Consider the following 22,323-nt stretch of genomic DNA (forward strand, 5'->3'; position numbering starts at 1 on the left):
TGAGCTGGCAGTTTTTTTTTGAATATAAATTGCCAGCTCAAACAAGCGGTTGATTCAAAGTATTATAAAAATTACTCCATCTCAAATTACACTCTAATTGATATGGGGCTAAATAATGAAGAAAATTATATTCTTTATTTTTTATATTCTTTGAACTGCAGCAATGCCATTTCGGCGGATATTTCAAATCAGAAAACCACAGATGTAAATTATACATTTTCTGGAAGCATCGGATACTCCTGGATCAAAGCTGACGAACTAGTCTACGACGAAGACAATAGAATAAGTCATCTTATCTGGAAGTCTCAAATGCCGATCTTAAACGGCAAGATAACGGCAGACATTGGTTCTGACCTTACATTCTCAGGAAACTTGAACGTCGGTCTGACTGGAAGCGGAAATTTACACGATTATGATTGGCTTTCCGACGTAGGCGGTTTCAGCGGATACGACTTTAACAACTGGACAGATCACTCTCTAAGTGAAACCGATTTAGACCGCTACATCAGTTTTGATGTCGCCCTGGGGCAAAACTTCGTTATCAATCCGCAGAATACGCTGAATATTCATGGCGGATTTAAGTATACGAACGTGAAGTGGACGGCTTATGGCGGCGATTATGTCTACAGTTCAACCGATTTTCGTGACACTGAAGGAACATTTTCTGACGGAAAAGTAATAAGTTACGAACAGCGTTTGCCTGCGCTTTTCATTGGTTCTGAATGGACCACCAAGCTGGATCGATGGTCGTTCAGCGCTCTCGGACGTGTTGGTGTCACCGTTTCCGGCAAAGATGTCGACGATCACTGGCTACGCAACCTGCGTTTCAACGAAACATTTGACAGTGCGCCATACTTTGAACTTCAAGCCAACGCTTCCTATTCGTTTAACGAACAAACAAGCCTTTACGTCACTGCCGGGTTTGAAAAGCACTTGAAAATGAGAGGTGACACCCAAACTTTCGATCACTCCGACAACACCGTGAGCTTCGTGCCAGACGGCGCTGGCGCTTCGCTTCAGGCAGCAACTGTATCAGCTGGCCTGAAAGTAAAATTCTAGAACTTTGTTTCGATCGTGTCGAACAGACTCACGTTGAAACCAAAGCTTCCAACGTGAGACAAAACGGGTAACGATATAACGAACCAGAATTGAAAGCGCCCCGGGCTTTTGCCGCAGGGCGTTTTTACAATGTCCTAATTGGAATCTCGATTCATTGAATTAAGCCGCTGGGCTGAACCAGTTCGCTAATCCGCAGTCGCCAGCCGGCGCATGGTGAACTCGATCACGTCATCCGGGCGCTCGCACCAGCTCTCGATTTCCGTCCAGTAGGCCGCTTTCGGGAATGTCTCGAACCATTCACGCGCTTTTTCACGTGCCGCCAGCCTCGGCAGGGTGAATGTCTCGCGAACGAAACCGTCGCGCGGCATCCGGCTTTGCTTCAGGCCTTTCTGGGCGCGACTCTTCTGCAGCTGCTTGCGCAAGCCTTCGAGCGGTGGACGGGGCGGTGCTGCTGTCATGCTATGCCCTCCCGGCAAAACCGGAAATGAATGACTTCCAAACCCTAGGTAGAGAAAGATAGGGGAGCGGGTCTACAAAGACGAGTCTTTTCTTGGGGAGAGGGTCTATACTACCCTGTGATCGCGCGCTTCGTGCTTTGCGCCTGCAGCGGACTTTGATAAGCCAAGAAATAATAGTTCATCCATTTACCCTTGGCTGCCTGATACCGCCGAGCGATCCGGCAAACCGCGCCGGAAGGAAACAGACAATGCAACGCGACGAAATTCCAGCAATCATCCCCGCAGACATCGAAGAGAAGAAACAGGCGGCACAGCGCTGGTTCGAGGAACTGCGCGACCGTATCTGTGCAAGCTACGAACAACTTGAAGATGAATTGCAGGGCCCACTTTCAGATCGTGAGCCCGGACGTTTCGTCCGCACGCCCTGGCAGAAGGACGAAGGCCGTGGCGGCGGTGGCGTCATGTCGATCATGCATGGCCGTGTCTTCGAAAAGGTCGGTGTGCATGTCTCGACGGTCTATGGCGAGTTCTCGCCGGAGTTCCGCAAGCAGATTCCCGGCGCAGAGGAAGACCCGCGTTATTGGGCGAGCGGCATTTCGCTCATCGCCCATCCGCAAAACCCGAATGTGCCTGCCGTCCACATGAACACGCGCATGGTCGTGACCACGCGCCAGTGGTTCGGCGGCGGTGCCGACCTGACGCCGGTTCTGGACAGCCGCCGTACGCAGGACGATCCCGATACACTCGCCTTCCACAAGGCTTTCCGTTTCATCTGCGAGAAGCACAAGGACATCGTCGACTATCAGCGCGTGAAGGACTGGTGCGACGAATATTTCTTCCTGCCGCATCGCAATGAACCGCGTGGCACCGGTGGCATCTTCTATGACTGGCTGCATTCGCCGGACGAAAAAGGCGGCTGGGACGCGGATTTTGCCTATACACGCGACGTGGGACGAGGTTTCTCGGTCGTCTATCCGCATCTGGTGCGCCAGAACTTCAACAAGGACTGGACCGACGCAGATCGCAACGAGCAGCTCATCCGCCGTGGCCGCTATGTCGAGTTCAACCTGCTCTATGATCGCGGTACGATCTTCGGCCTCAAGACCGGCGGCAATGTGAATTCCATCCTGTCTTCCATGCCGCCCGTGGTGAAGTGGCCTTAACAGTACTGAATGAAAAGGGCCGGTTTCCCGGCCCTTTTTTATATGTTGAATGCGGTATGATAGGCGGCATCGCCCTGTGGCATATCGGGCCCGAAGGCCAGACACTGAAAATATTCCGCGGGCACACCCGGCAGTTTCAGCCGCGCATCGGCCTTGAAGCCGAAACGACCGTAATAGCCGGGATCACCCAGAAGAACGCAGCCTTTAGCTCCAGTCGCACGCAATAGCGCAAGGCCTTCGCGGATCAGCTTGCCGCCGATCCCCTCGCCTTGCCGGTCTGGACGGACCGAAACAGGGCCAAGCCCGTACCAGCCCTTGTCCTCGCCGCCGATCAGGACGGGCGAGAATGCGACATGACCCAGAATTTCGCCCTTATCTTCGGCAACCAGCGACAGAGTGAGCGCCTTTGCAGCGCGAAGCGCATCAACGATCTCTCCTTCCTTCTGGTTGCTATAAGCCACGGTGCGGAATGCCTCATCCGTGAGGTGACGGATTTCGGCGGCGTCTTCAGACGTTTCCTTGCGAATATGCATGACGCTCTCCTTCACCGGTTATTGAGCTGAGCGCGAACATTTTCGCGCCCTTTGAACGAGATGCGATAAGGACTGCCCATTCGGGATTCGATCAGCCGCTTACGGCGCAATTGCTGGAAAACTGCCATCGTGCAATCGGAAAGCAGATAGCCTTCACGGGTAAAGCATTCGATTTCGCAGATATGTCCGTCTTCGCGCAGATGGCGGATGTAACCGCCCTGCGCCAGCACGTGCAAGACGCGCTGTTCCATGCGTGAGATATTCATTGTTGTTCTTGCCTGGATGGAAACCATGACAAGCATCAGCTCTCGCGGATGGTGAACCATCCACGGCCAATGCCGTTTCCGCTCCTGAACACTGCCAGTCAGACGCTCTCAGCGCCTGCCATCTTGCAGCTTGTTCGGAACGATCAAAGGCTTCCTACAATCTCCGGCATCAACAATTCCTCGTCATGGTATTCCCGGCAAAACCCAAAATGGCAGTGCGGCAGGGAACACATAAAAACAGGAGGGCGATAAGCCCTCCTGCACATTTATAAGCGCTGAGCGCCGCTGTCAAACCGTTCAGTTTTTCGGCTGGTTGCGCAGCTTTTCGGCTTCCGCATAAAACTTCTTTTCCCACTCATTGTGGTTATCGAGCCCCTCCTTGATGAACGGCGTGAAGATCGCAAGGTTCATCAGGCACCAGTTGACCAGTCGAGCCGGGAACTTGAGCGGCTTCACAAAGTCGACGAAAAGGACCACGCGCGTTTTGTCGGTATGGTTCCACGCCTCATGCTCATAGGCATCGTCGAAAATCAACACCTTGCCTTCCTGCCAATGACAGACCTGATTGTCCACGCGGATGGCAAGCTGGTCATTCGGTTCCGGCACGATGAGACCAAGATGCAGGCGCAGCACGCCATTATAAGGTCCGCGATGCGGCGGCAGATGCTTGCCCGGTTCGAAGATGGAGAACATTGCCGTCGTCAGGCCGGGAATCTTGTTCACGATACGCCAGGTTTCCGGGCATGCCTTGATGTTCTGTTCCGACTTCACACCGAAACCGAGCAGGAAGAATGTCTTCCAGCGATTATCGGTCGAGATCGTTTTCACATCGGTCGAAATATCCTGAAAGGAAGGCAGCTCACTCTGACGCAGCAGAACCGTATCCAGCTCCTTGCGGATGGCAGGCCATTCCTTCTCGATCTCGGCGGACCAGGGGAAAGTCGCATTGTCGTAGACGGGCGGATTGCCGAGCTTGGCATATTTCAGATTGAGACCTTCGGCCCAGGATACGATCCCCATGAAAAAACGGGTGATCGGGCTTGGCCGGTCCATGGCGGCGATGCCTTCGGTGCCAAACTTCTGCTTCGGATCGGTCGCTGCTTTGTCTTGTATCGATGTATCGGGGTTGGACATCTCATATTCTTTCAAAACGCGCGCTGAAAAGTTTTCTTTGCCAGTATTGGGCCTGTTTTGGGTATGTTTCGCCCCAAAACCGGTTCCCACTTTTGGGAAACATGCTCCAGCTATAAAGCGATGAAACTACGGCTGAAATTTGCAAGCAAGCCATTAGCTATTCATTTTCAGGGCATTTCCAACAAAAGTGAGACACGGTTTTGTGTTCGGAAATGCCTGAGAAAAAGCGGTTAGAGCGAAACCGCTCTAACCGCGATCAAGTTTGTCCAGAAGCGTGGCACGGTCAATACTAAAACCGGAGTCAATCCAGAAAGTTTCGAGAGACCGCAATGTTTCTCCAAGACCGGGGCCTTTTTCAATGCCCAAAGCCAGAAGATCACTGCCCGTGACAGGGAAAACAGGCGCATCGTAATGTTCGGCAGCATCGAGAAGACGTGCGAAACCACCGGCGCGGATCATCGCATCGTCGCTGCCCACAGCATCGGCCCTCGCCGCCGCATAGGCCAGACGAATGCGGTCAAGCACAGCCTGCTTGCTGCCGCGATAGATAGTCTTCTTCAAAGCTTGCTCGGAAAGCTCCGGCTTGACCGCATCGGCCCGTGCCCAGGCTTCAAGCCGCGCCCTTTCCGCATTGGACATTTTCAGCCGCTTGCCCATCTCCTCCATCCGCACGCTGTCGGGTGGAATAATGCTTTCAAGCCGCAGCAGCGGATCAGGCTGCCAGCCAAGATCGGCCTCGGTCCGCACCAGCCCATGAATGGCGTCGATGCCCCATTTCTCGCTTTCAGGCAGAATGAGATTCAAGACACCGGCCTGTCGCATCCACAAAAGCGCGCGCGACGGATCGGGAGCGGACAGGAGTTTCTTCAGTTCCGACCAGACCCGTTCGGCGGAAAGTTGTGAAAGACCGTCCTTCAATCGTGCGCTGGCGCGCAAGCCCTCAGCCTCGGGCCGTCCCGAACCATACCAGGCGAAGAAGCGGAAAAAGCGCAGGATGCGCAGGTAATCCTCTCGAATGCGCTGTTCCGCATCGCCGATGAAGCGTAGCGTCCGGCTCTCAATATCGCCAAGCCCGCCCACATCATCGATCACGCTGCCATCAGCCGTCACATAAAGTGCATTGATGGTGAAGTCGCGCCGTTCCGCATCGGCTTTCCAGTCGGTGCCGAAGGCGACCTTGGCATGGCGGCCATTGGTTTCAATATCCTGCCGCAGCGTCGTGACCTCGAACGGATGGCCCTGCACGACAACAGTGATCGTGCCATGCTCGATACCGGTCGGCACCGGCTTGAAACCGGCTTCATTTGCCAGCCTCACCGTATCCTGCGGCAAATGCGTCGTTGCCAGATCGACATCGCTGACCTTGGTGCCGAGCAGCGTGTTGCGCACTGCGCCACCCACGACACGCGCCTCGCCGCCATCGCGGTTCAGCGCCTTGAACAGGCCTTGCAACGGCTTTGCTTTCAGCCAGTCCGCCTTGCCGGAAATATTCATACTCTCGCTCAAACGTAGAGCCTTTCATAAAGTCCGCGAATGATACCGGCGGTTGCCCCCCAGATGAATCGCTCGTGATAAGGCATGGCGTAATAAAAGCGTTCCTTGCCGTTGAATACCCGGCTTTCACGCCGATGGTTCTCCGGGTTCATCAGGAAGGAAAGCGGCACCTCGAAAATATCGGCGACTTCATCCGGGTTCGGATGCACGTCAAACGGTGTTTTCACCACCGCCAGAATGGGCGTGATCGAAAATCCGCTACCGGTGAGATAACGCGGCAGGTTGCCGATGATCTCCGCACGATCCGCCGCAAGCCCGATTTCCTCATTCGCCTCGCGCAGTGCAGCCCGTTCCGCCGTGCCGTCCTCCGGGTCGATTGCGCCGCCCGGGAAGGCGATCTGGCCGGAATGCTTGCGCAGCGTATCGGTGCGTTGCGTCAAAAGCAGTGTGGCCTCCGATCCGCGATCCACCACCGGCACCAGCACGGCGGCGTCGCGCATCTTAGCCATCGTCATTAATTGTGTAATATCGGGATTAAGCGAATGATCGCCCGTCAGATCATCCTGGCTGGGACGCCACTGCCGAACCCGCTCGGCAAAATCACCGGCTGAAAAGGCTGGGAATTCACTCATTGCAGTGCAGCCTCCAGTGCATCGGAAGCCATGATCGGAAAGACCACGCCGCCAGAGCGAACCGCAAATGTCGGCACGCCGTCGATTTCGATCTCTTCGCCCAGCGCCACCAGATCATACATCACAGCACGCGCAATCAGCGCCTCCAGCCGTCCACGAACCAGCACATAGGGCTTCAATGCACCGCTTGTCCGCTCGATCACGAAGCGCAGGGGATGCTGCGCGTCGGCGGTCACGACATCTCCCACATTGGTGCGGAAGGTCAGCACCTGCGCATCGCCTTCGCCAGACACTTCCATCTCGACGGCAACAAAATGCGCATCCTCGACGCGGATGCCGACTTTTTCCACCGGAGTTACGAGATAGGTCCGGCCGTCGTCGTCCTTGCGCAGCACGGTCGAAAACAGCCGCACAAGCTGTTTGCGCCCAATCGGCGTACCCATATAGAACCAGGTGCCATCTGCCTTGATTTCCATATCGAGATCGCCGCAAAAGTCAGGGTTCCAGCGCTCAACAGGCGGGATTCCGCGCTCTTTCGTCGCCGGACCGCTTTGCGCATCCGCATGGGCGCGCGCAATCAGGGCTTCCAGCCCGCCAGTTCCTTCCGCGGTGCGCATCGAACTTTGCGGCGCGTCTTTGCCTTCAGGGGTGCTTTTTATCATCCGACTCGGTTATTCCTGCTCGAATGTGTTTAATATGCTCGAAGTCATGAAATAGTCACCGTTTCGCGGCTTGTCAGCACTATATGCGATTTATAAGGCACTTCCGCCAGAGCGGTCATATTGCGAGGTCCACATGAGCGTTATCGTTACGCCTGAAACCGCCAATCCCGAACAGATCGTCGCGGAGGCCGAACGGGCGCTCGCGGACATCGCACGCATCAAGGAAAGCGTCGGGACTGTGATCTTCGGTCAGGAAAACGTGATCGAGCGCACGCTCGTCGCCGTTCTGGCTGGCGGGCACGCCTTGCTGGTCGGCGTACCGGGTCTCGCCAAGACCAAGCTGGTCGAAACGCTGGGCACCGTGCTCGGCCTTTCCGGCCAGCGCATCCAGTTCACGCCCGACCTGATGCCATCCGACATCATCGGTTCGGAAGTCATGGAACAAGATGCCGACGGGCGCCGCTCCTTCCGCTATCTCAAGGGCCCGATCTTCGCGCAGCTCCTGATGGCTGACGAAATCAACCGTGCTTCGCCGCGCACGCAGTCTGCGCTTTTGCAGGCCATGCAGGAATATCATGTCACGGTCGCGGGCCAGCGCTACGACTTGCCCGCACCGTTTCATGTGCTTGCGACACAGAACCCGCTGGAACAGGAAGGCACCTATCCGCTGCCGGAAGCCCAGCTCGATCGCTTCCTGATGCAGATCGACATTCTCTATCCGGAACTGGATGCGGAACGCCGCATTCTTCTGGAAACAACCGGCGTTTCCGAGGCCAAGGCCTATGAGATCATCAACGCCGAACGGCTGATCGAAATGCAGACTTTAGTGCGACGCATGCCGGTGTCGGAAAGCGTTGTGGAAGCAATCCTCAAGCTGGTGCGCTCCGCCCGTCCCGATGCCGATAACGACCATGCGAAGAAGCACATCGCCTGGGGTCCCGGCCCCCGCGCCAGCCAGGCATTGATGCTCTGCGCACGCGCTCGCGCGCTCTATGAAGGCCGTCTCGCCCCATCCGTAGACGACGTGAAGGCACTGGCCGAGCCAGTCCTTCAGCACCGCATGGCGCTCAACTTTGCTGCGCGCGCCGACGGCATGCATATTCGTGACGTCATCGCAAATTTGGTAAAGGCTGCCGTCTGATGGTCATTGGCGCAGAAGTTTCCACCGCAGATCGCAAGGAGACACTTGCTCGCGCCCGTGCGCGGGCAGCGGCTATCCCCGATCTGCTGGTTGAAGCTCAGCGCGTGGTCAACACCGTCATGAATGGCTGGCACGGACGGCGCAAACGCGGTCCCGGCGAAAATTTCTGGCAGTTCCGCCCCTATGTGGACGGCGAATCCCTTGCCCGTATCGACTGGCGGCGTTCCGCGCGCGACGATCATACCTATGTCCGCGACCGCGAATGGGAATCCGCCCATACGGTCTGGCTCTGGTGCGATTTCTCGCCCTCAATGCTCTATCGCTCGCAGCTCGCGCCTGTTTCCAAGGAAGCGCGTTCGCTCGTGCTGACGCTCGCTCTTGCCGAACTTTTATCGCGCTCGGGCGAACGCATTGCCTTTCCGGCGCTGATCCAGCCTTTTTCTGCCCGCAACGGAGCTGAACGTCTGGCGGCAGCGCTGATGCACGAAGCGCCGGTTGCAGCACTGCCCGACATCACCCAGATCCGCCGTTTTTCGGAAGTCGTCCTCGTATCGGATTTCCTGCATCCGTTCGATGAACTGACCGATCTTCTCGACCGTCTGGCACAACGCGGTGTCCGCGCGCATCTGGTTGAAGTTGCCGATCCTGCCGAAGAAACATTTCCCTATTCGGGCCGCACCGAATTCCGCGATCCTGAAACCGGCGCCACGCTCGTCGCCGGTCGGGCCGAAACCTATGCGGACGATTATCGCCGCCTCTACATTGCGCGCCGTGAAACCCTGTCGGATTTCTGCAAGCGGCTCGGCTGGAGCTATACGGTCCACCGGACAGACAGGCCGACGGCGGAAGCACTGGCACGGCTTCACGATGCGCTGAGCACCAGCGGAAACTTGAGCGCCGCCCTGCCTGCAGCGGGAGGCGCGCGCACATGAATTTTCTGCCGCTCGCCTTCGGTTCGCCGCTCATTCTCGCGGGGCTGATCGCCCTGCCGGTCATCTGGTGGCTTTTGCGCATGACGCCGCCGCGTCCGCAGGAAGAAACCTTTCCGCCGCTTCGCATTCTGGCGCAGGTTTTCAAGCGCGAGGAAGTGCCGTCGAAAAGTCCATGGTGGATGACGCTGCTGCGGCTGCTGATTGCCGCGCTCGTCATTCTCGCACTTGCCTCGCCGGTCTGGAATCCGCGTCCGGTCGCGCTGTCCGGCAATGAGCCGCTTGCCATCGTCATCGACAATGGCTGGGCTTCCGCCGAGGACTGGCAACAGCGGGTCAATGCTGCCGAAAAACTCATCTCCGATGCAGAGGGCAGCAATGCTCCGATCTACATCGTGGGTTCGGCGGAACCGGCCAACGCCGAAATCGGCCCCTATGACGGCAAGAGTGCTGCCGAGCGCCTTCAGGCACTGGAGCCGCGCCCGATCCCGGTTGACCGCAAGTCGGCAATGGACCGACTGGCTTCCACCTTGCCCGCGGATACAAAGGTCCGCCTTGCCTTCATGAACGACGGACTGGCATCATCAGATGATGCGGAAACCTTCGCAGAACTGGACAAGTCGGGGCATCTCGCCTCCGTTCTCTGGTATGGCGCGAGCCTCAGCCGCACTTTGGCGCTGACCGGCATAGACAACAAGGCTGACAGTCTGGAAGCCGTCGCCATCCGCCCGGAAGGCGTATCGGCTCCGCGCACGCTCACTGCCGCTGCCTATGACGACAAGGGACGCCGCATCGCCGAGGCGCCGCTTTCCTTCGCGCTTGGAAGTGCGGAAGGCACGGCACGGTTCAACCTGCCAGTGGAGCTTCGCAACGATTTCCGCCTGATCCGTGTCGATGGTATCGAACAGGCAGGCGCAACACGGCTGATTGATGCAGGATCGGAACGGCGCACCGTCGGCCTTATCGCCAGCGGTGACGGCGATCTGGCGCAGCCCCTTCTCTCGCCGCTGCATTATATTTCCCGTGCCCTGTCGCCCTATGTCAATCTGATCGAACCACGTTCTGCCGATCTTCTGCAATCCGTGCCGGAAGTGCTGGATGCAAAGCCGTCGATCCTCATCATGGCCGATATCGGCACGCTGCCACAGCCTGTCACCGAACAGCTTTCCAAATGGATCGAGGACGGCGGCACGCTGGTGCGGTTCGCAGGCCCGCGCCTTGCCGGTGCCAGCGACAATGATCCGCTTCTGCCGGTGAAATTGCGCAAGGGCGAGCGCGCCTTGGGCGGCACGCTGTCCTGGTCCGAACCGCAGAAGCTGCGCATTTTTCCTGACAAGGGACCTTTTGCCGGTCTGGCTGTCCCCGATGATGTGACCGTCACCCGGCAGGTTCTTGCCGAGCCGTCGTTCGATCTCAACGACAAGGCTTACGCCGTTCTTCAGGATGGAACGCCGCTTGTGACCGGCGAACAGCGCGGACGCGGCAATATCGTGTTGTTCCACATCTCTCCCGATGCCAGCTGGTCGAGCCTGCCCATTTCGGGTTCCTTCGTGGAAATGCTGCGCCGCATCGTGTCGCTGTCACAGAGAACCGGCGCGCAGGAAAATCAGGCTTCGGTCTCTCTGCCGCCCTACCAGCTGCTTTCGGCTTCCGGCGCGCTGACCCCGCCGACATCCGAGGCCAAGCCACTGATCGTCGAAAAGAACAAGCAGGCCAGCGTCAGCATCAACACGCCGCCCGGCTTTTATGGCAATGAGGACGGCTTGAAAGCGCTCAACATCTTCGAAGGTGCGAACATCAAGCTGCAACCCATTGCCCAGCCGACACTTTCCGTCGGAATAACACCTGCCTCCTATACATCGGACCAGTCGATTTCACTGGCGGGTCCATTCTTTGCGATCGCCGCAATGCTTCTCGCACTCGATACGCTTTTGATGCTGTGGCTGCGCGGGGCCTTCCGTCGCCGCATGAAAGTGCGTGCCAAGGTGGCGGGAATAGCTGTTCTGTTGGCCGGTTCCCTCGCCTTCAACCTTCTTCCTTCCGGAATGGGCGAAGCAAAAGCACAGACTCAATCCCAGTCTGGGGCTCAAGAGCAGGTGCATGACGACAGCAAGCCCGGAGACGAGGCGATCATCAACTCCGTCTCGCAGACGCATCTTGCCTATGTCATCACCGGCAGCGCCCAGACCGACGACATCAGCAAGGCAGGCATGCGGGGCTTGAGCTTCGCGCTGATGGACAAGACCGCACTCGAACCGGGCGACCCTATCGGCGTCGACCCCGCCAAGGACGAACTGGCCTTTTATCCGCTGATCTACTGGCCTATCGACCCGCAGGCACCGATGCCGAGCCCGGAAGCGATTGCCAATGTCGATGCCTATATGCAGCAAGGCGGCACCGTGCTTTTCGACACGCGCGACCAGTTGCAGGCCGGAGCCAGCCTCGATCCGTCCGCCTCACCCGCCAACCAGCGCCTGCGCGCCATTCTCGACGGCATGAACGTTCCGCCGCTGGAACCCGTGCCTGACGATCATGTGCTGACCAAATCCTTCTTCATCATGCCCGATTTTCCGGGTCGCTATGAAGGAAGCCCACTGTGGGTGGAGGCTTCGACACCGAACGCTTCGCCACGGGAGCGCCCCGTGCGCACCGGCGACGGCGTGACGCCGATCATGATTACAGCCAATGATTTCGCTGGCGCATGGGCTGTGGATGAGCAAGGCAATCCGCTGCTCCCGACTGTGCCAAACGATCCGATGCAGCGCATCTATGCCATTCGCGGCGGCGTGAATATCGTGATGTATATGCTGACCGGCAACTACAAATCCGATCAGGTCCACGCCAAGGACCTCATCGAACGGCTGGGGAACTAGCATGATGTTTTGCAGCCACGTCATCGCCCGATCCCGCTTCTCTTTTCCCCTCGTCGTGAACGCGAACGGCGGTAGGAGGTGAGAATGGATATCGAATTCGAACCGTTCCTCTCCACGCCCTGGCTGATTGCCATCCTCGTGCCGCTGGCGCTGTTGGTGCTGGCCACGATTGCGTTACGGATGCGCGGCGGTCTGATCCGTCTGCTGGCTGCGGCGGCACTTGCGCTCGCGCTTTTCAATCCCGTCATCATCAATGAAGAACGCGAACCGCTGAAAAGCGTGGTCTCGGTGGTCGTAGATCGCAGCCAGAGCCAGGAACTCGGCAGCCGTCGTGCCGACACTGATGCTGCCTTGAAGGCGGTGCAGGACCAGCTTGCCACCATGCCGCAGTTTGAAACCCGCGTGGTAGAAGCAGGTAAGCCCGGCGAAAACGAAGACGGTTATGCAACCCGGCTTTTTGGGCCGCTGGCACGTTCGCTTCTCGACGTGCCACCGTCCCGCGTCGCGGGCGCGATCATGATTACCGACGGTCAGGTGCACGACATCCCAGGTAACAAGAATGCGCTCGGCTTCGATGCGCCGCTGCATGGTCTCGTGACCGGAAAGCCGGACGAATTCGACCGCCGCATCCGCTTCAACAAGGCACCGCGTTATGGCATCAGCGGCAAGCCGCTCGAAATGTCGTTTACGGTGATCGATGAAGGCAAAAACCTCGGCAGCCCTGCGCCGGTCGAAATCCGCGTCAATGGCGAAACCGTCAGCGAGGAAGAAGCGCAGGTCGGGCAGGAAACACCCGTCACCATCACCTTGCCGCGCGCCGGTGTCAACATTGTCGAAATCGCCACGCCAGCGCTTCCCGGTGAAGTAACAGACACCAACAATCGCGCTGTCGCAACCGTGGACGGCGTGCGCGAGAACCTGCGCGTGCTGCTCGTTTCCGGTGAGCCGCACAATGGTGAACGCACATGGCGCAACCTGCTGAAATCCGATGCCGCCGTCGATCTCGTTCACTTCACCATTTTGCGCCCGCCGGAAAAGCAGGACGGCACTCCGATCAACGAATTGTCGCTGATCGCTTTCCCGACCCGCGAACTCTTCGTGGACAAGGTCAACGAGTTCGACCTCATTATTCTCGACCGCTATCAGCACCGCGATGTGCTGCCGCTCCTCTATTACGATTACATTGCGCAATATGTGGAGAATGGCGGTGCCTTGCTGGTCGCAGCCGGCCCGGAATATGCAGGCGAAATGTCGATTGCCCGCACGCCGCTTTATAGCGCCCTGCCCGCCATGCCGACTGGTGCCGTGACGGAAAAGGCGTTCTATCCACGCCTCACGACGATCGGCAAACGCCACCCCGTCACGCGCGGGCTTGATGGCAGCGAACAGGAGCCGCCGCACTGGAGCCGCTGGTTCCGCACCATCGACATCACCGCGCCGCAGGGCGAAACAGTGATGAGTGGCGCGGACAACAAGCCGTTGCTGGTTCTCAACCGCGTCGGAAAAGGCCGCGTCGGCATGTTCCTCTCCGATCAGGGCTGGCTTTGGGCGCGCGGCTTCGAAGGCGGCGGCCCTTATGCTTCGCTCTATCGCCGTATCGCCCATTGGCTGATGCAGGAGCCGGAACTGGAGGAAGAGGCGCTGACCGCCTCAGGCAATGGCCGCACCCTTTCCATCCGCCGCCAGACCATGGGCGACAATCCGGGTGTTGCAACCGTCTCGACCCCATCCGGCAAGGAATTGCAGGTCAATCTTGCGCCCAGCAAGCCAGGCCTGTTTGAAGGTTCGCAGCAAACGGACGAGATCGGCATCTTCCGGGTGAAAAACGGCGATCTGGAAGCACTGGCCCATGTCGGGCCGATCGATGCGCCGGAATTTGCGGACAGTATCTCCACAACGGATCGTTTGAAGCCGCTCGCTGAAGCGGCCGGTGGCTCGGTCCATCGCGTGCATGCAAGTGCCGATAGTTCGGTCCGGGTTCCCACGATTACCGCAATCAGCGGCAACCGTAGCGCCAGCGGCAACGACTGGATTGGCCTGCGTGAAACCTCGGATACGCAGCTGAAAAGCGTCAATCGCCTGCCGTTGTTCTCCGGCTTCCTGGCGCTCGGCCTGCTGCTCTTCGTCTTCGGCAGCATGTGGTATCGCGAAGGGCGGTAAACCGCCCCTCGCTTTCCCCTCATTTAACTATTTTGCCCGGTTGGCGTGGCGCACGATGCCGCTGACACCGTTCAGCGCACCGGTTGCGAGTTCGCAGGCAAGCATCCGGCGCGGATCGACCGATGCTGGCATGACCATGGAGCCAGCAGGCACCATCTTGAAACCGAACGGACCGTAGTAGGGCTCGTCGCCGACGAGAATAACCAGCTTGTGACCGGCCTTCTTCGCCGCTTCCAGCGACATGCGCATCAGCTTGCCGCCAATGCCCCGCTTCTTCCACTCAGGCCGCACAGCAAGTGGTCCAAGCAGGAGTGCGGGCGTCTTGCCGACGATAACCGGCGTCTGCCGTACTGAGCCAACGACGATGCCGCCCATCAGCGCAACGAAGGAAAGGTCGAGGGCGTGCGGACCACCTTCACGGATAACATGCGCGGCCCGGGTAAACCGGCCGGGTCCGAAGGCTTCGGCATTGATGGCTTCGATTTCAATGTCGTGCGCCGGGCATTCCTGCGCGTAGGTCAGTTCAAGCTGCTGCATGGGCTTAGATCGCAATAGGAGAAGTCGGGGACCATCAGGTCAATGGAATGCATTCCGCGCTTGGGCGCGGTTCAAGTTTCATCGTCGGATGAAAAGCATTTCCATTAATCGTTCTCCTTGGCGGTCGGCGTTTGAATGACCGCAATTTGGAAGTTGCATTACACCAAAATGGACAGAGGTAAAACTATTTTTTTCAAAATGGCGGCTTAGACTGATCTTTTTGGAACCGTTACGCACTGTTCACGGCTTGCAATGCTGCAAAATGGCGGTTCTCGCCCTATTCTCTTTGCAAAAGGAGAAATCACATGGGACTTCTGGTCGATGGCAAGTGGCACGATGTCTGGTACGACACCGAGAGCACGAAAGGCCGCTTTGAACGTTCGAAATCACAATTCCGCAACTGGGTAACGGCAGACGGCAGCGCCGGTCCGACGGGCGAAGGCGGCTTCAAGGCTGAGCCTGGGCGCTACCATCTCTACGTTTCATATGCCTGTCCGTGGGCGCATCGCACGCTGATCTTCCGTGCCCTGAAGGGACTTGAAGATGTCATCTCGGTATCGGTCGTGGACTACCTGATGGCGGAAGAAGGCTGGACCTTCTACGGCACGACCGGCAGCACCGGCGATGCACTTTACGGTGCAAAGCGTTTGCATGAAATCTACACTCGCGCCGATCCAAACTATTCCGGCCGCGTCACGGTGCCGGTGCTCTGGGACAAAGAGCAACAGACAATCGTGTCCAACGAGTCAGCGGAAATCATCCGCATGCTCAACACCGCTTTCAACGATTTCGGTGACGCTTCGCTCGACTTTTATCCGGAAGCGTTGCGCGGTGAAATCGATGCCCTCAACGATTTCATCTACCCCAATATCAACAACGGGGTTTATCGCGCCGGTTTCGCCACCACGCAGGAGGCCTATGAGGAAGCGTTCGGGCAATTGTTCGCGGCACTCGATTCGCTTGAGGATCGGCTTTCGCGCCAGCGTTATCTGACCGGCGACCGCCTGACAGAAGCGGACTGGCGGCTGTTCACGACGCTCTTGCGTTTCGATCCGGTCTATGTTGGCCATTTCAAGTGCAATCTGCGCCGTATTGCCGATTACCCGAACCTTTGGAATTACACGCGTGAACTCTATCAGGTGCCGGGCGTGGCCTCGACCGTGAACATGGAGCACATCAAGGGCCACTATTATCGCAGCCACAAGAACATCAATCTGACGGGCATTGTGCCGCTCGGACCGGAGATCGACTTCTCTGCGCCGCATGACCGGGGTCGGTTTCCGAAAGCCTGACCAAACGGGACTGCGTTTTTCCTGCAACACTATTGTTAGAACATCAGCACTCTCTCAAATCTCTTGCGCCCCTTTGATTTCGATCAATGGGGCGTTTCGTTGCGCGGTCCAGATTGCACACATCACTACCCCCCAAGGCTAACAAGACTGACAAGACCGAACACGACTTAAGGAGAGAGAAGATGAACCGCTTCACGAGGGGATTGCTGGCCGCAACCGCGCTGACCTTTGCCGCGCCGGCAGCATTTGCTGCGGACGCCGTGGTAGCACAGCCTGCATCTGAAATTCAGGCCATTCCGGAAGCCCTGTCGCCATGGCAGATCCGTGTGCGCGCACTCGGCGTCATCCCCCAGAATTCCGGCTATGTGAACGGCATTTCGGGTTCTGATCTCGACTATTCGAAGTCGATCACACCTGAACTCGACATCACCTATTACTTCACCGATAATTTCGCTGCCGAACTCATTCTCGGCACGACCTATGCCAATATCAATGGCGCCGGTTCAATCGACGGATTGGGCAAGATCGGCAAGGCATGGATTCTGCCTCCGACCCTCACCATGCAATATCACTTCACCAATTTCGGCGCCTTCAAGCCTTATGTCGGCGCGGGCGTGAACTACACCATGTTCTACAATCAGGATGCGACTGGCGTTGAATATCTCAAGGTCAAGAATGCATTCGGCGGCGCGCTGCAGATTGGCTTCGACTACATGCTCAACGAGCATTGGGGCGTGAACTTCGACGTCAAGAAGCTGTTCCTGGAGCCCAAGTTCGATGCCACCCTGATCGGCGGCACGGAAGTCAGCGGCAAGGCCAAGCTCAATCCATGGCTGATCGGTACGGGTGTTACCTACCGCTTCTAAAATTACGCATGTCACGGTGAAGGCGCAGCCAATGTGCCTTCACCAAAGCGGAAGCGGTTCCAGATCGTGAAGCGCTTCCTGCAGACGCCGCTTGGTTGACGGCGTCGTCCCTTCCGGCAAATCGTCCAGAGGAAAGAAACCGCATTCTGCGATTTCCCGGTCCGGCAAACGCGGGGCCGTCTGTTCGAATTTCCTGCATACATAAAGCGCCACGTGGTCGCGCGGCGACGCATGCGCATTCTTGTAAAGCGCAAAAAGCTGCGGTGGGCCTTTCAGAACGATGTTGGCCTCCTCGCGCAGTTCCTTTTCCAGCGCCTGCCCGAAGGTCTCGCCGCGTTCGACGCCTCCGCCCGGCAATTGCCATCCGGGGACATAGGTATGCTTCACAAGAAAAACGGAATTCTTCTTTTCATCGAAGACAATAGCCCTGACGCCCAGCGTCATCGGACGTCGCATTAGAAAATAAGTATGAAATATGAAATGACGAAAGCGCATACCGTCTCTCCGCGAGGCAATATACCTCTATCCAAAACAGCAATGACATCAACAAAAAGTCGCTAAACAGGTTTCGGTTTCACGCATTATCCAGTAAATGGGCCTTATGTTTCGTCTCGCCCATATCTCCGATATACACCTTTCGCCTCTGCCGCGCGTGCGATATCGCGAATTGGCATCGAAGCGTATCACCGGCTATATCAACTGGCTGCGCAATCGCAAAAATGCGATGCACGGAACCGTGCTGGACACTCTCATTGATGATATGCAGGCGCAAACGCCGGATCATATCGCGGTGACGGGCGATCTCGTCAATCTGGCGCTCAATCTCGAAATCGATATTGCCCACGACTGGTTGTCCAAACTGGGTAGTCCGGACGATGTATCGGTCGTTCCCGGTAATCATGATGCCTATGTTCCGGGCGCGCTCGACAAGTCGTGCCGGAAATGGGAACCGTGGATGCGCGGCGACGGCATCGACAACAAAGACAATCGCCCGCAATTTCCCTATATGCGCGTGCGCGGACCCATTGCGCTGATCGGCGTTTCGTCAGCGCGTGCGACGGCCCCCTTCATGGCGAGCGGCGACTTCCGGTCTGAACAAGGAAAACGTCTGGCCGCAATGCTGGATGAAGCTGGCGCTCGTGGGCTCTTCCGTATTGTGATGATCCATCATCCGCCGATCTATGGTGCAACGCCTGCCCATAAACGCCTCTATGGTATTCGCCGTTTCCAGAAGATCATACGCAAACACGGTGCAGAGCTGGTTCTTCACGGCCATACGCATCTTATCACGCATTACGAGATCGACGGGCCGAACGGCAAGATTCCCGTTATCAGCGTGCCGTCTGCAAGCCAGAATTTCGGCGGCCATAAACCGGCTGCCCGCTATAATATATTCAATATCGATAAGCGGTCTGACGGCAGCTGGTCATGCCTCATGGAAGAGCACGGCGTTTCCGATGCCAGCGAGAAAATAACCAAGCTCAACGAGCGCGTGCTTTATTAACTCCAAAACAAAAACGGCGCCGAAGCGCCGTTTCTTGTCCGATTTTGGCTGATTCCCTAAAGTTGACGCAGTTTTCGCCGGGAACGGCAGCTCCAACTGATTTCTAAGAATTGCGGAACGTGATGTTGCACCCCTTCTGTCCTGCAGCTCGTTCCAGAGCCTGCATCTCGCCCTTTAGACGAGCAACTTCCGCAGCCTTGACACCATTTCCCTCATTGAACAGCAATACTGGCCAGAACAACACCAGACCGACGCCTGTTTTGATTGCATCATTTTTTGCTGCCGAGTTTTGACGCCCAACCGCCGTCGCCGCGCTGGCAGAAAGACGAACACCTTCTTCTTTGAGAGCACGACAGGAAAGAGAACCATAAGCCGCTGATGATGCGTAACTTGGTTCAATTTTATTTGCCTGCGACGCACATCCGGAAATAACGGTTAAAGAAACAACACATAGTAAAAAACGATTCATTGAACACCAATTAGTTTTAAATAATACACTAATCGATCTAAATGAAACGTTATCACATTTCAAAAGGCTAATAATTGGAGGCTATTTTCGTGAACCGCCTCAACAATTGATAATTACCACAAGATAGGAAAAAGGCGGCACGATGTGCCGCCTTTCACTAGCGTTATGCTATTGAAACTACTTACCAATCACCCGGTTGACAGCTGAGACAATAGCTTCCAGCGACGCGCTGACGATATTGTCGTTGATACCGGCGCCGAACAGCTTGCCGCCCGGATGAGCCATTTCGACATAGGAGATGGCCGCAGCATCCGAACCCTGCTGTAGCGAATGTTCGGAATAGTCAACGACCGACATCTTCACGCCGAGATATTTCGACAGCGCGTCGACAAAGCCGTCAATCGGTCCCGTTCCCTTGCCCTCGATATTCTTGGTCACGCCGTTATCGGTGATTTCGGCGGTCAGGATACGACGGCCCTTCTGTTCCGGATCGGGCATGGTGTGATGATCGACGAACTTGATGCGGGCATTGGGCTGCGTCACATAGAGCTGCTGGAACGCCTCGTGAATGCGCTTCGACGGCAGTTCCTTGCCTTCTTCATCGGTAATGTTCTGGATGATCTCGCGGAACTCGACCTGCAGGTTGCGCGGCAGGTTCAAGCCATAATCCGCCTGCAGGATATAGGCGATACCGCCCTTGCCCGACTGCGAATTGATGCGAATGATCGCTTCATAGGAACGGCCCACATCCTGCGGGTCGATCGGCAGATAGGGCACTTCCCAGATCGGCGAATTGGCCGAACGGCGCGCTTCATGCCCTTGTTGATCGCATCCTGATGCGAGCCGGAGAAAGCCGTATAGACCAGCTCGCCGACATAAGGATGACGCTCGGCAATCTTCAACTGGTTCGAATATTCATAGACTTCCTTCATCCGGTTGATGTCGGTGCAGTCCAGCTCAGGGTTCACACCCTGCGTATACATGTTGAGCGCCAGCGTCACCACATCGACATTGCCGGTGCGTTCGCCATTGCCGAACAACGTGCCTTCAACGCGGTCGGCACCAGCCATCAAGCCCAGTTCGGTTGCAGCAATGCCCGTGCCACGGTCATTATGCGGGTGCAGCGAGACAATCAGGTTCTCACGATTGTCGAGGTTGCGGCACATCCATTCGATCTGGTCGGCATAGATGTTCGGCGTGTTCATCTCGACGGTCGAAGGCAGGTTGACGATCAGCTTGTTGTCTGCGGTCGGCTTCACGATCTCGATGACCGCATTGCAGATTTCCAGCGCCACATCCAGCTCAGTGCCGGTAAAGCTTTCGGGCGAATACTGGAAGCGATAACCGCCCCCCGCTTTCGCAGCCATATCCATGATCATCTTTGCAGCGTCGGTCGCGATCTGCTTGATACCGCCAACATCCTTGGCGAAGACCACGCGGCGCTGCAATTCACTGGTGGAATTGTAGAAATGGATGATCGGCGACTTGGCGCCTTCAAGCGCTTCGAAAGTGCGCGTGATCAGTTCTGGGCGGCACTGGACCAGAACCTGCAAATCCACTTCGTCGGGAACATTGCCCTGTTCGATGGCCCAGCGGCAGAAATCGAAATCCGTCTGCGAAGCGGACGGAAAACCGATTTCGATTTCCGGGAAACCCATATCGACCAGCAGGCGGAACATGCGCTCCTTGCGGTCATGGCCCATGGGGTCGATCAAGGCCTGATTGCCATCACGCAGATCGACCGAACACCAGATCGGTGCCTTTTCGATACGCTTGGACGGCCAGGTGCGGTCATCGAGCTGCGGAACCGGGAAAGGCGAATATTTGCTGCCTGCAGTAGGCATGCCTTTGCGCTCGGAAATGGATTTCGATTGCGGCGTGGCGACGGACTGATTCATTTTCGTTTCCTCCCGGCTTTCGACGGCATTCAAGCCCGTCAAGCGCGGATACTACTGATCGATTATAAGGGTTTTCTGGAAAGGAGCACAGGCCTGCGACCGGAGATCGACCGCCGGACGCTCCTTTCAGCGAGCCCGGCGATCGCCGCTAAGGCCGAGGGTAAGAAGCGAGTTTAGAACGCAAACATCAACGCGCGCGCCGAAGGCGGCTGCGGAATGTTCCAAGGATGTTGCGTTTCTGATCGTCATGGAAAAGCTTTTACACGCGCGATTTGTACTGTGCAAGACAGTATTTCATTCAGGCGAAGGGCACCGCGCTGGTTCCCGGCGGCAGCTTTGCCTCATCCTCCGGCTCGACGTGGATCACCACGCGCGCGCTGTCGATCTGCTTCTTCAGGGCATCTTCGATACGGTCGCAAATCACATGGGCATCGCCGACGCTCATTTCCGCCGCAACGACCAGATGAAACTCGATGAAGGTTACACGGCCAGCGATACGGGTCTTCAGGTCATGAACTTCGATAGCGCCGCCCGCATTGGCCGAAATCACATCGCGAATGCGCATTTCCTCGGTCGGCTCGACGCCGATATCCATCAATCCCTGCACCGAGGAATTGATGACATGCCAGCCCTGCCAGAGAATGTTGATTGCCACCAGAATAGCAAGCAGCGGGTCGAGTATGGCCCAACCGGTCACGACCGCACCGACAAGACCGACCAGAACGCCCACGGAGGTGAACACATCGGTCATGATGTGCTTGCCGTCGGCTTCCAGCGCAGGTGAGCGGAACTTGCGACCAGTGCGAATCAACAATGATGCCCACAAGCCGTTTATGACTGCGGCTACCGTGTTGATGCCAAGGCCAAGCCAGGGTTCATCGAGCGTTCGCGGTGATTGAAGCGCAAACCAGGCTTCGCGGAAGATCAAAAGTGCGGCGACCGTAATCAGAACGCCTTCCACGACAGCCGAAATATACTCGGCCTTGTGATGACCGAAGGGATGATTGTCATCGGCGGGCAGATAGCTGACGCGAATGGCCCACCAAGCGCCGATTGCCGCGATCACATTGACGATGGATTCCAGCGCGTCCGAATAAAGGGCCACGGAACCGGTCAATGCATAGGCCAGATATTTCAGACCCATCACACCAAAAGCAACGGGAATAGACCAAGCGGCAAGCCGCCGAACCTTTGCACTCGCGTCCATGATGAACCTTTGAATATCGTTATCTTGTCCCGAAATCGAGACGGGC

The 22,323-nt window shown here is 57.0% G+C and carries 20 protein-coding genes and 1 pseudogene; 9 read left to right on the forward strand and 12 right to left on the reverse strand.

The genetic code is table 11. The annotated features are described in order from the left end of the window. Positions 1–18 precede the first annotated feature (18 nt). Positions 19–1,059 (forward strand): omptin family outer membrane protease, encoded by a 1,041-nt coding sequence (locus LJ361_RS18220; protein ID WP_264812073.1) that lies wholly within the window; start codon positions 19–21, stop codon positions 1,057–1,059. 185 nt (positions 1,060–1,244) lie between these two features. Here LJ361_RS18220 and LJ361_RS18225 read toward each other — a convergent pair whose 3' ends face one another. Further along, entirely contained in the window at positions 1,245–1,517 is a 273-nt protein-coding gene (locus LJ361_RS18225) for a hypothetical protein (RefSeq protein ID WP_010659602.1), read from the reverse strand. 248 nt (positions 1,518–1,765) lie between these two features. On the opposite strand from LJ361_RS18225, the gene hemF reads away from it, so the two are divergent. Next, a complete protein-coding gene (gene hemF, locus LJ361_RS18230) occupies positions 1,766–2,680 on the forward strand; it encodes an oxygen-dependent coproporphyrinogen oxidase (protein WP_010659601.1) in 915 nt (304 codons plus the stop codon). Positions 2,681–2,718: 38 nt separating this feature from the next. On the opposite strand, the gene LJ361_RS18235 is transcribed toward hemF, so the two are convergent. The 6 genes from LJ361_RS18235 to LJ361_RS18260 all read right to left on the reverse strand — a co-directional run bounded on the left by LJ361_RS18235 (position 2,719) and on the right by LJ361_RS18260 (position 7,401). Then, positions 2,719–3,213, reverse strand: a complete 495-nt coding sequence (locus LJ361_RS18235) for a GNAT family N-acetyltransferase (protein WP_010659600.1) — start codon at positions 3,211–3,213, stop codon at positions 2,719–2,721. A gap of 11 nt (positions 3,214–3,224) precedes the next feature. After that, positions 3,225–3,479, reverse strand: coding sequence for a YjhX family toxin (locus LJ361_RS18240; RefSeq protein ID WP_010659599.1), 255 nt, complete (start codon positions 3,477–3,479; stop codon positions 3,225–3,227). Between the two features lie 297 nt (positions 3,480–3,776). Continuing rightward, entirely contained in the window at positions 3,777–4,613 is an 837-nt protein-coding gene (locus LJ361_RS18245; protein ID WP_010659598.1) for an aspartyl/asparaginyl beta-hydroxylase domain-containing protein, read from the reverse strand. A 246-nt stretch (positions 4,614–4,859) separates the two neighbouring features. Further along, on the reverse strand, positions 4,860–6,119 hold the full coding sequence (locus LJ361_RS18250) for a CCA tRNA nucleotidyltransferase (RefSeq protein WP_029376055.1): 1,260 nt from the start codon (positions 6,117–6,119) through the stop codon (positions 4,860–4,862). After that, the gene (locus tag LJ361_RS18255; RefSeq protein ID WP_010659596.1) at positions 6,116–6,739 is read right to left on the reverse strand and encodes a CoA pyrophosphatase; all 624 of its coding nucleotides are present in this window, start codon (positions 6,737–6,739) and stop codon (positions 6,116–6,118) included. Before LJ361_RS18255 ends, LJ361_RS18250 begins: the two co-directional genes overlap by 4 nt. Next, complete coding sequence (locus LJ361_RS18260; protein WP_264812074.1) at positions 6,736–7,401, reverse strand: DUF1285 domain-containing protein; 666 nt, start codon at positions 7,399–7,401, stop codon at positions 6,736–6,738. The genes LJ361_RS18255 and LJ361_RS18260 overlap by 4 nt, the downstream gene beginning before the upstream one ends. 133 nt (positions 7,402–7,534) lie before the next feature. Between LJ361_RS18260 and LJ361_RS18265 the strand changes: the two genes are divergently transcribed. From LJ361_RS18265 to LJ361_RS18280, 4 genes are all read left to right on the forward strand, one after another. Continuing rightward, positions 7,535–8,542: an AAA family ATPase gene (locus LJ361_RS18265; protein ID WP_010659594.1), complete on the forward strand. Its 1,008-nt coding sequence runs from the start codon at positions 7,535–7,537 to the stop codon at positions 8,540–8,542. Further along, a complete protein-coding gene (locus tag LJ361_RS18270; protein WP_010659593.1) occupies positions 8,542–9,474 on the forward strand; it encodes a DUF58 domain-containing protein in 933 nt (310 codons plus the stop codon). The genes LJ361_RS18265 and LJ361_RS18270 overlap by 1 nt, the downstream gene beginning before the upstream one ends. After that, positions 9,471–12,344, forward strand: a complete 2,874-nt coding sequence (locus tag LJ361_RS18275; protein WP_010659592.1) for a DUF4159 domain-containing protein — start codon at positions 9,471–9,473, stop codon at positions 12,342–12,344. The genes LJ361_RS18270 and LJ361_RS18275 overlap by 4 nt, the downstream gene beginning before the upstream one ends. A gap of 84 nt (positions 12,345–12,428) precedes the next feature. After that, a complete protein-coding gene (locus LJ361_RS18280; RefSeq protein WP_010659591.1) occupies positions 12,429–14,504 on the forward strand; it encodes a glutamine amidotransferase in 2,076 nt (691 codons plus the stop codon). Between the two features lie 27 nt (positions 14,505–14,531). Here LJ361_RS18280 and LJ361_RS18285 read toward each other — a convergent pair whose 3' ends face one another. Continuing rightward, positions 14,532–15,041, reverse strand: a complete 510-nt coding sequence (locus LJ361_RS18285) for a GNAT family N-acetyltransferase (RefSeq protein WP_264812075.1) — start codon at positions 15,039–15,041, stop codon at positions 14,532–14,534. Between the two features lie 305 nt (positions 15,042–15,346). On the opposite strand from LJ361_RS18285, the gene LJ361_RS18290 reads away from it, so the two are divergent. Beyond that, positions 15,347–16,333, forward strand: a complete 987-nt coding sequence (locus tag LJ361_RS18290; RefSeq protein WP_264812076.1) for a glutathione S-transferase family protein — start codon at positions 15,347–15,349, stop codon at positions 16,331–16,333. Between the two features lie 182 nt (positions 16,334–16,515). Next, positions 16,516–17,199 (forward strand): OmpW/AlkL family protein, encoded by a 684-nt coding sequence (locus tag LJ361_RS18295; RefSeq protein ID WP_010659588.1) that lies wholly within the window; start codon positions 16,516–16,518, stop codon positions 17,197–17,199. 39 nt (positions 17,200–17,238) lie between these two features. Here LJ361_RS18295 and LJ361_RS18300 read toward each other — a convergent pair whose 3' ends face one another. After that, complete coding sequence (locus tag LJ361_RS18300; protein WP_010659587.1) at positions 17,239–17,694, reverse strand: NUDIX domain-containing protein; 456 nt, start codon at positions 17,692–17,694, stop codon at positions 17,239–17,241. A gap of 106 nt (positions 17,695–17,800) precedes the next feature. Here LJ361_RS18300 and LJ361_RS18305 point away from each other — a divergent pair, with 106 nt between their 5' ends. Next, positions 17,801–18,703, forward strand: a complete 903-nt coding sequence (locus LJ361_RS18305; RefSeq protein WP_010659586.1) for a metallophosphoesterase family protein — start codon at positions 17,801–17,803, stop codon at positions 18,701–18,703. 103 nt (positions 18,704–18,806) lie between these two features. On the opposite strand, the gene LJ361_RS18310 is transcribed toward LJ361_RS18305, so the two are convergent. From LJ361_RS18310 to LJ361_RS18325, 3 genes and pseudogenes are all read right to left on the reverse strand, one after another. Then, the gene (locus tag LJ361_RS18310; protein WP_010659585.1) at positions 18,807–19,172 is read right to left on the reverse strand and encodes a hypothetical protein; all 366 of its coding nucleotides are present in this window, start codon (positions 19,170–19,172) and stop codon (positions 18,807–18,809) included. A gap of 177 nt (positions 19,173–19,349) precedes the next feature. Next, positions 19,350–21,070: pseudogene (gene leuA, locus LJ361_RS18320) on the reverse strand (2-isopropylmalate synthase). Positions 21,071–21,368: 298 nt separating this feature from the next. Beyond that, the gene (locus tag LJ361_RS18325; RefSeq protein ID WP_010659582.1) at positions 21,369–22,277 is read right to left on the reverse strand and encodes a cation diffusion facilitator family transporter; all 909 of its coding nucleotides are present in this window, start codon (positions 22,275–22,277) and stop codon (positions 21,369–21,371) included. Positions 22,278–22,323: the final 46 nt, after the last annotated feature.

It is taken from the genome of Brucella sp. JSBI001, from assembly GCF_026014005.1.
Taxonomy (GTDB): Bacteria; Pseudomonadota; Alphaproteobacteria; order Rhizobiales; family Rhizobiaceae; genus Brucella; species Brucella anthropi.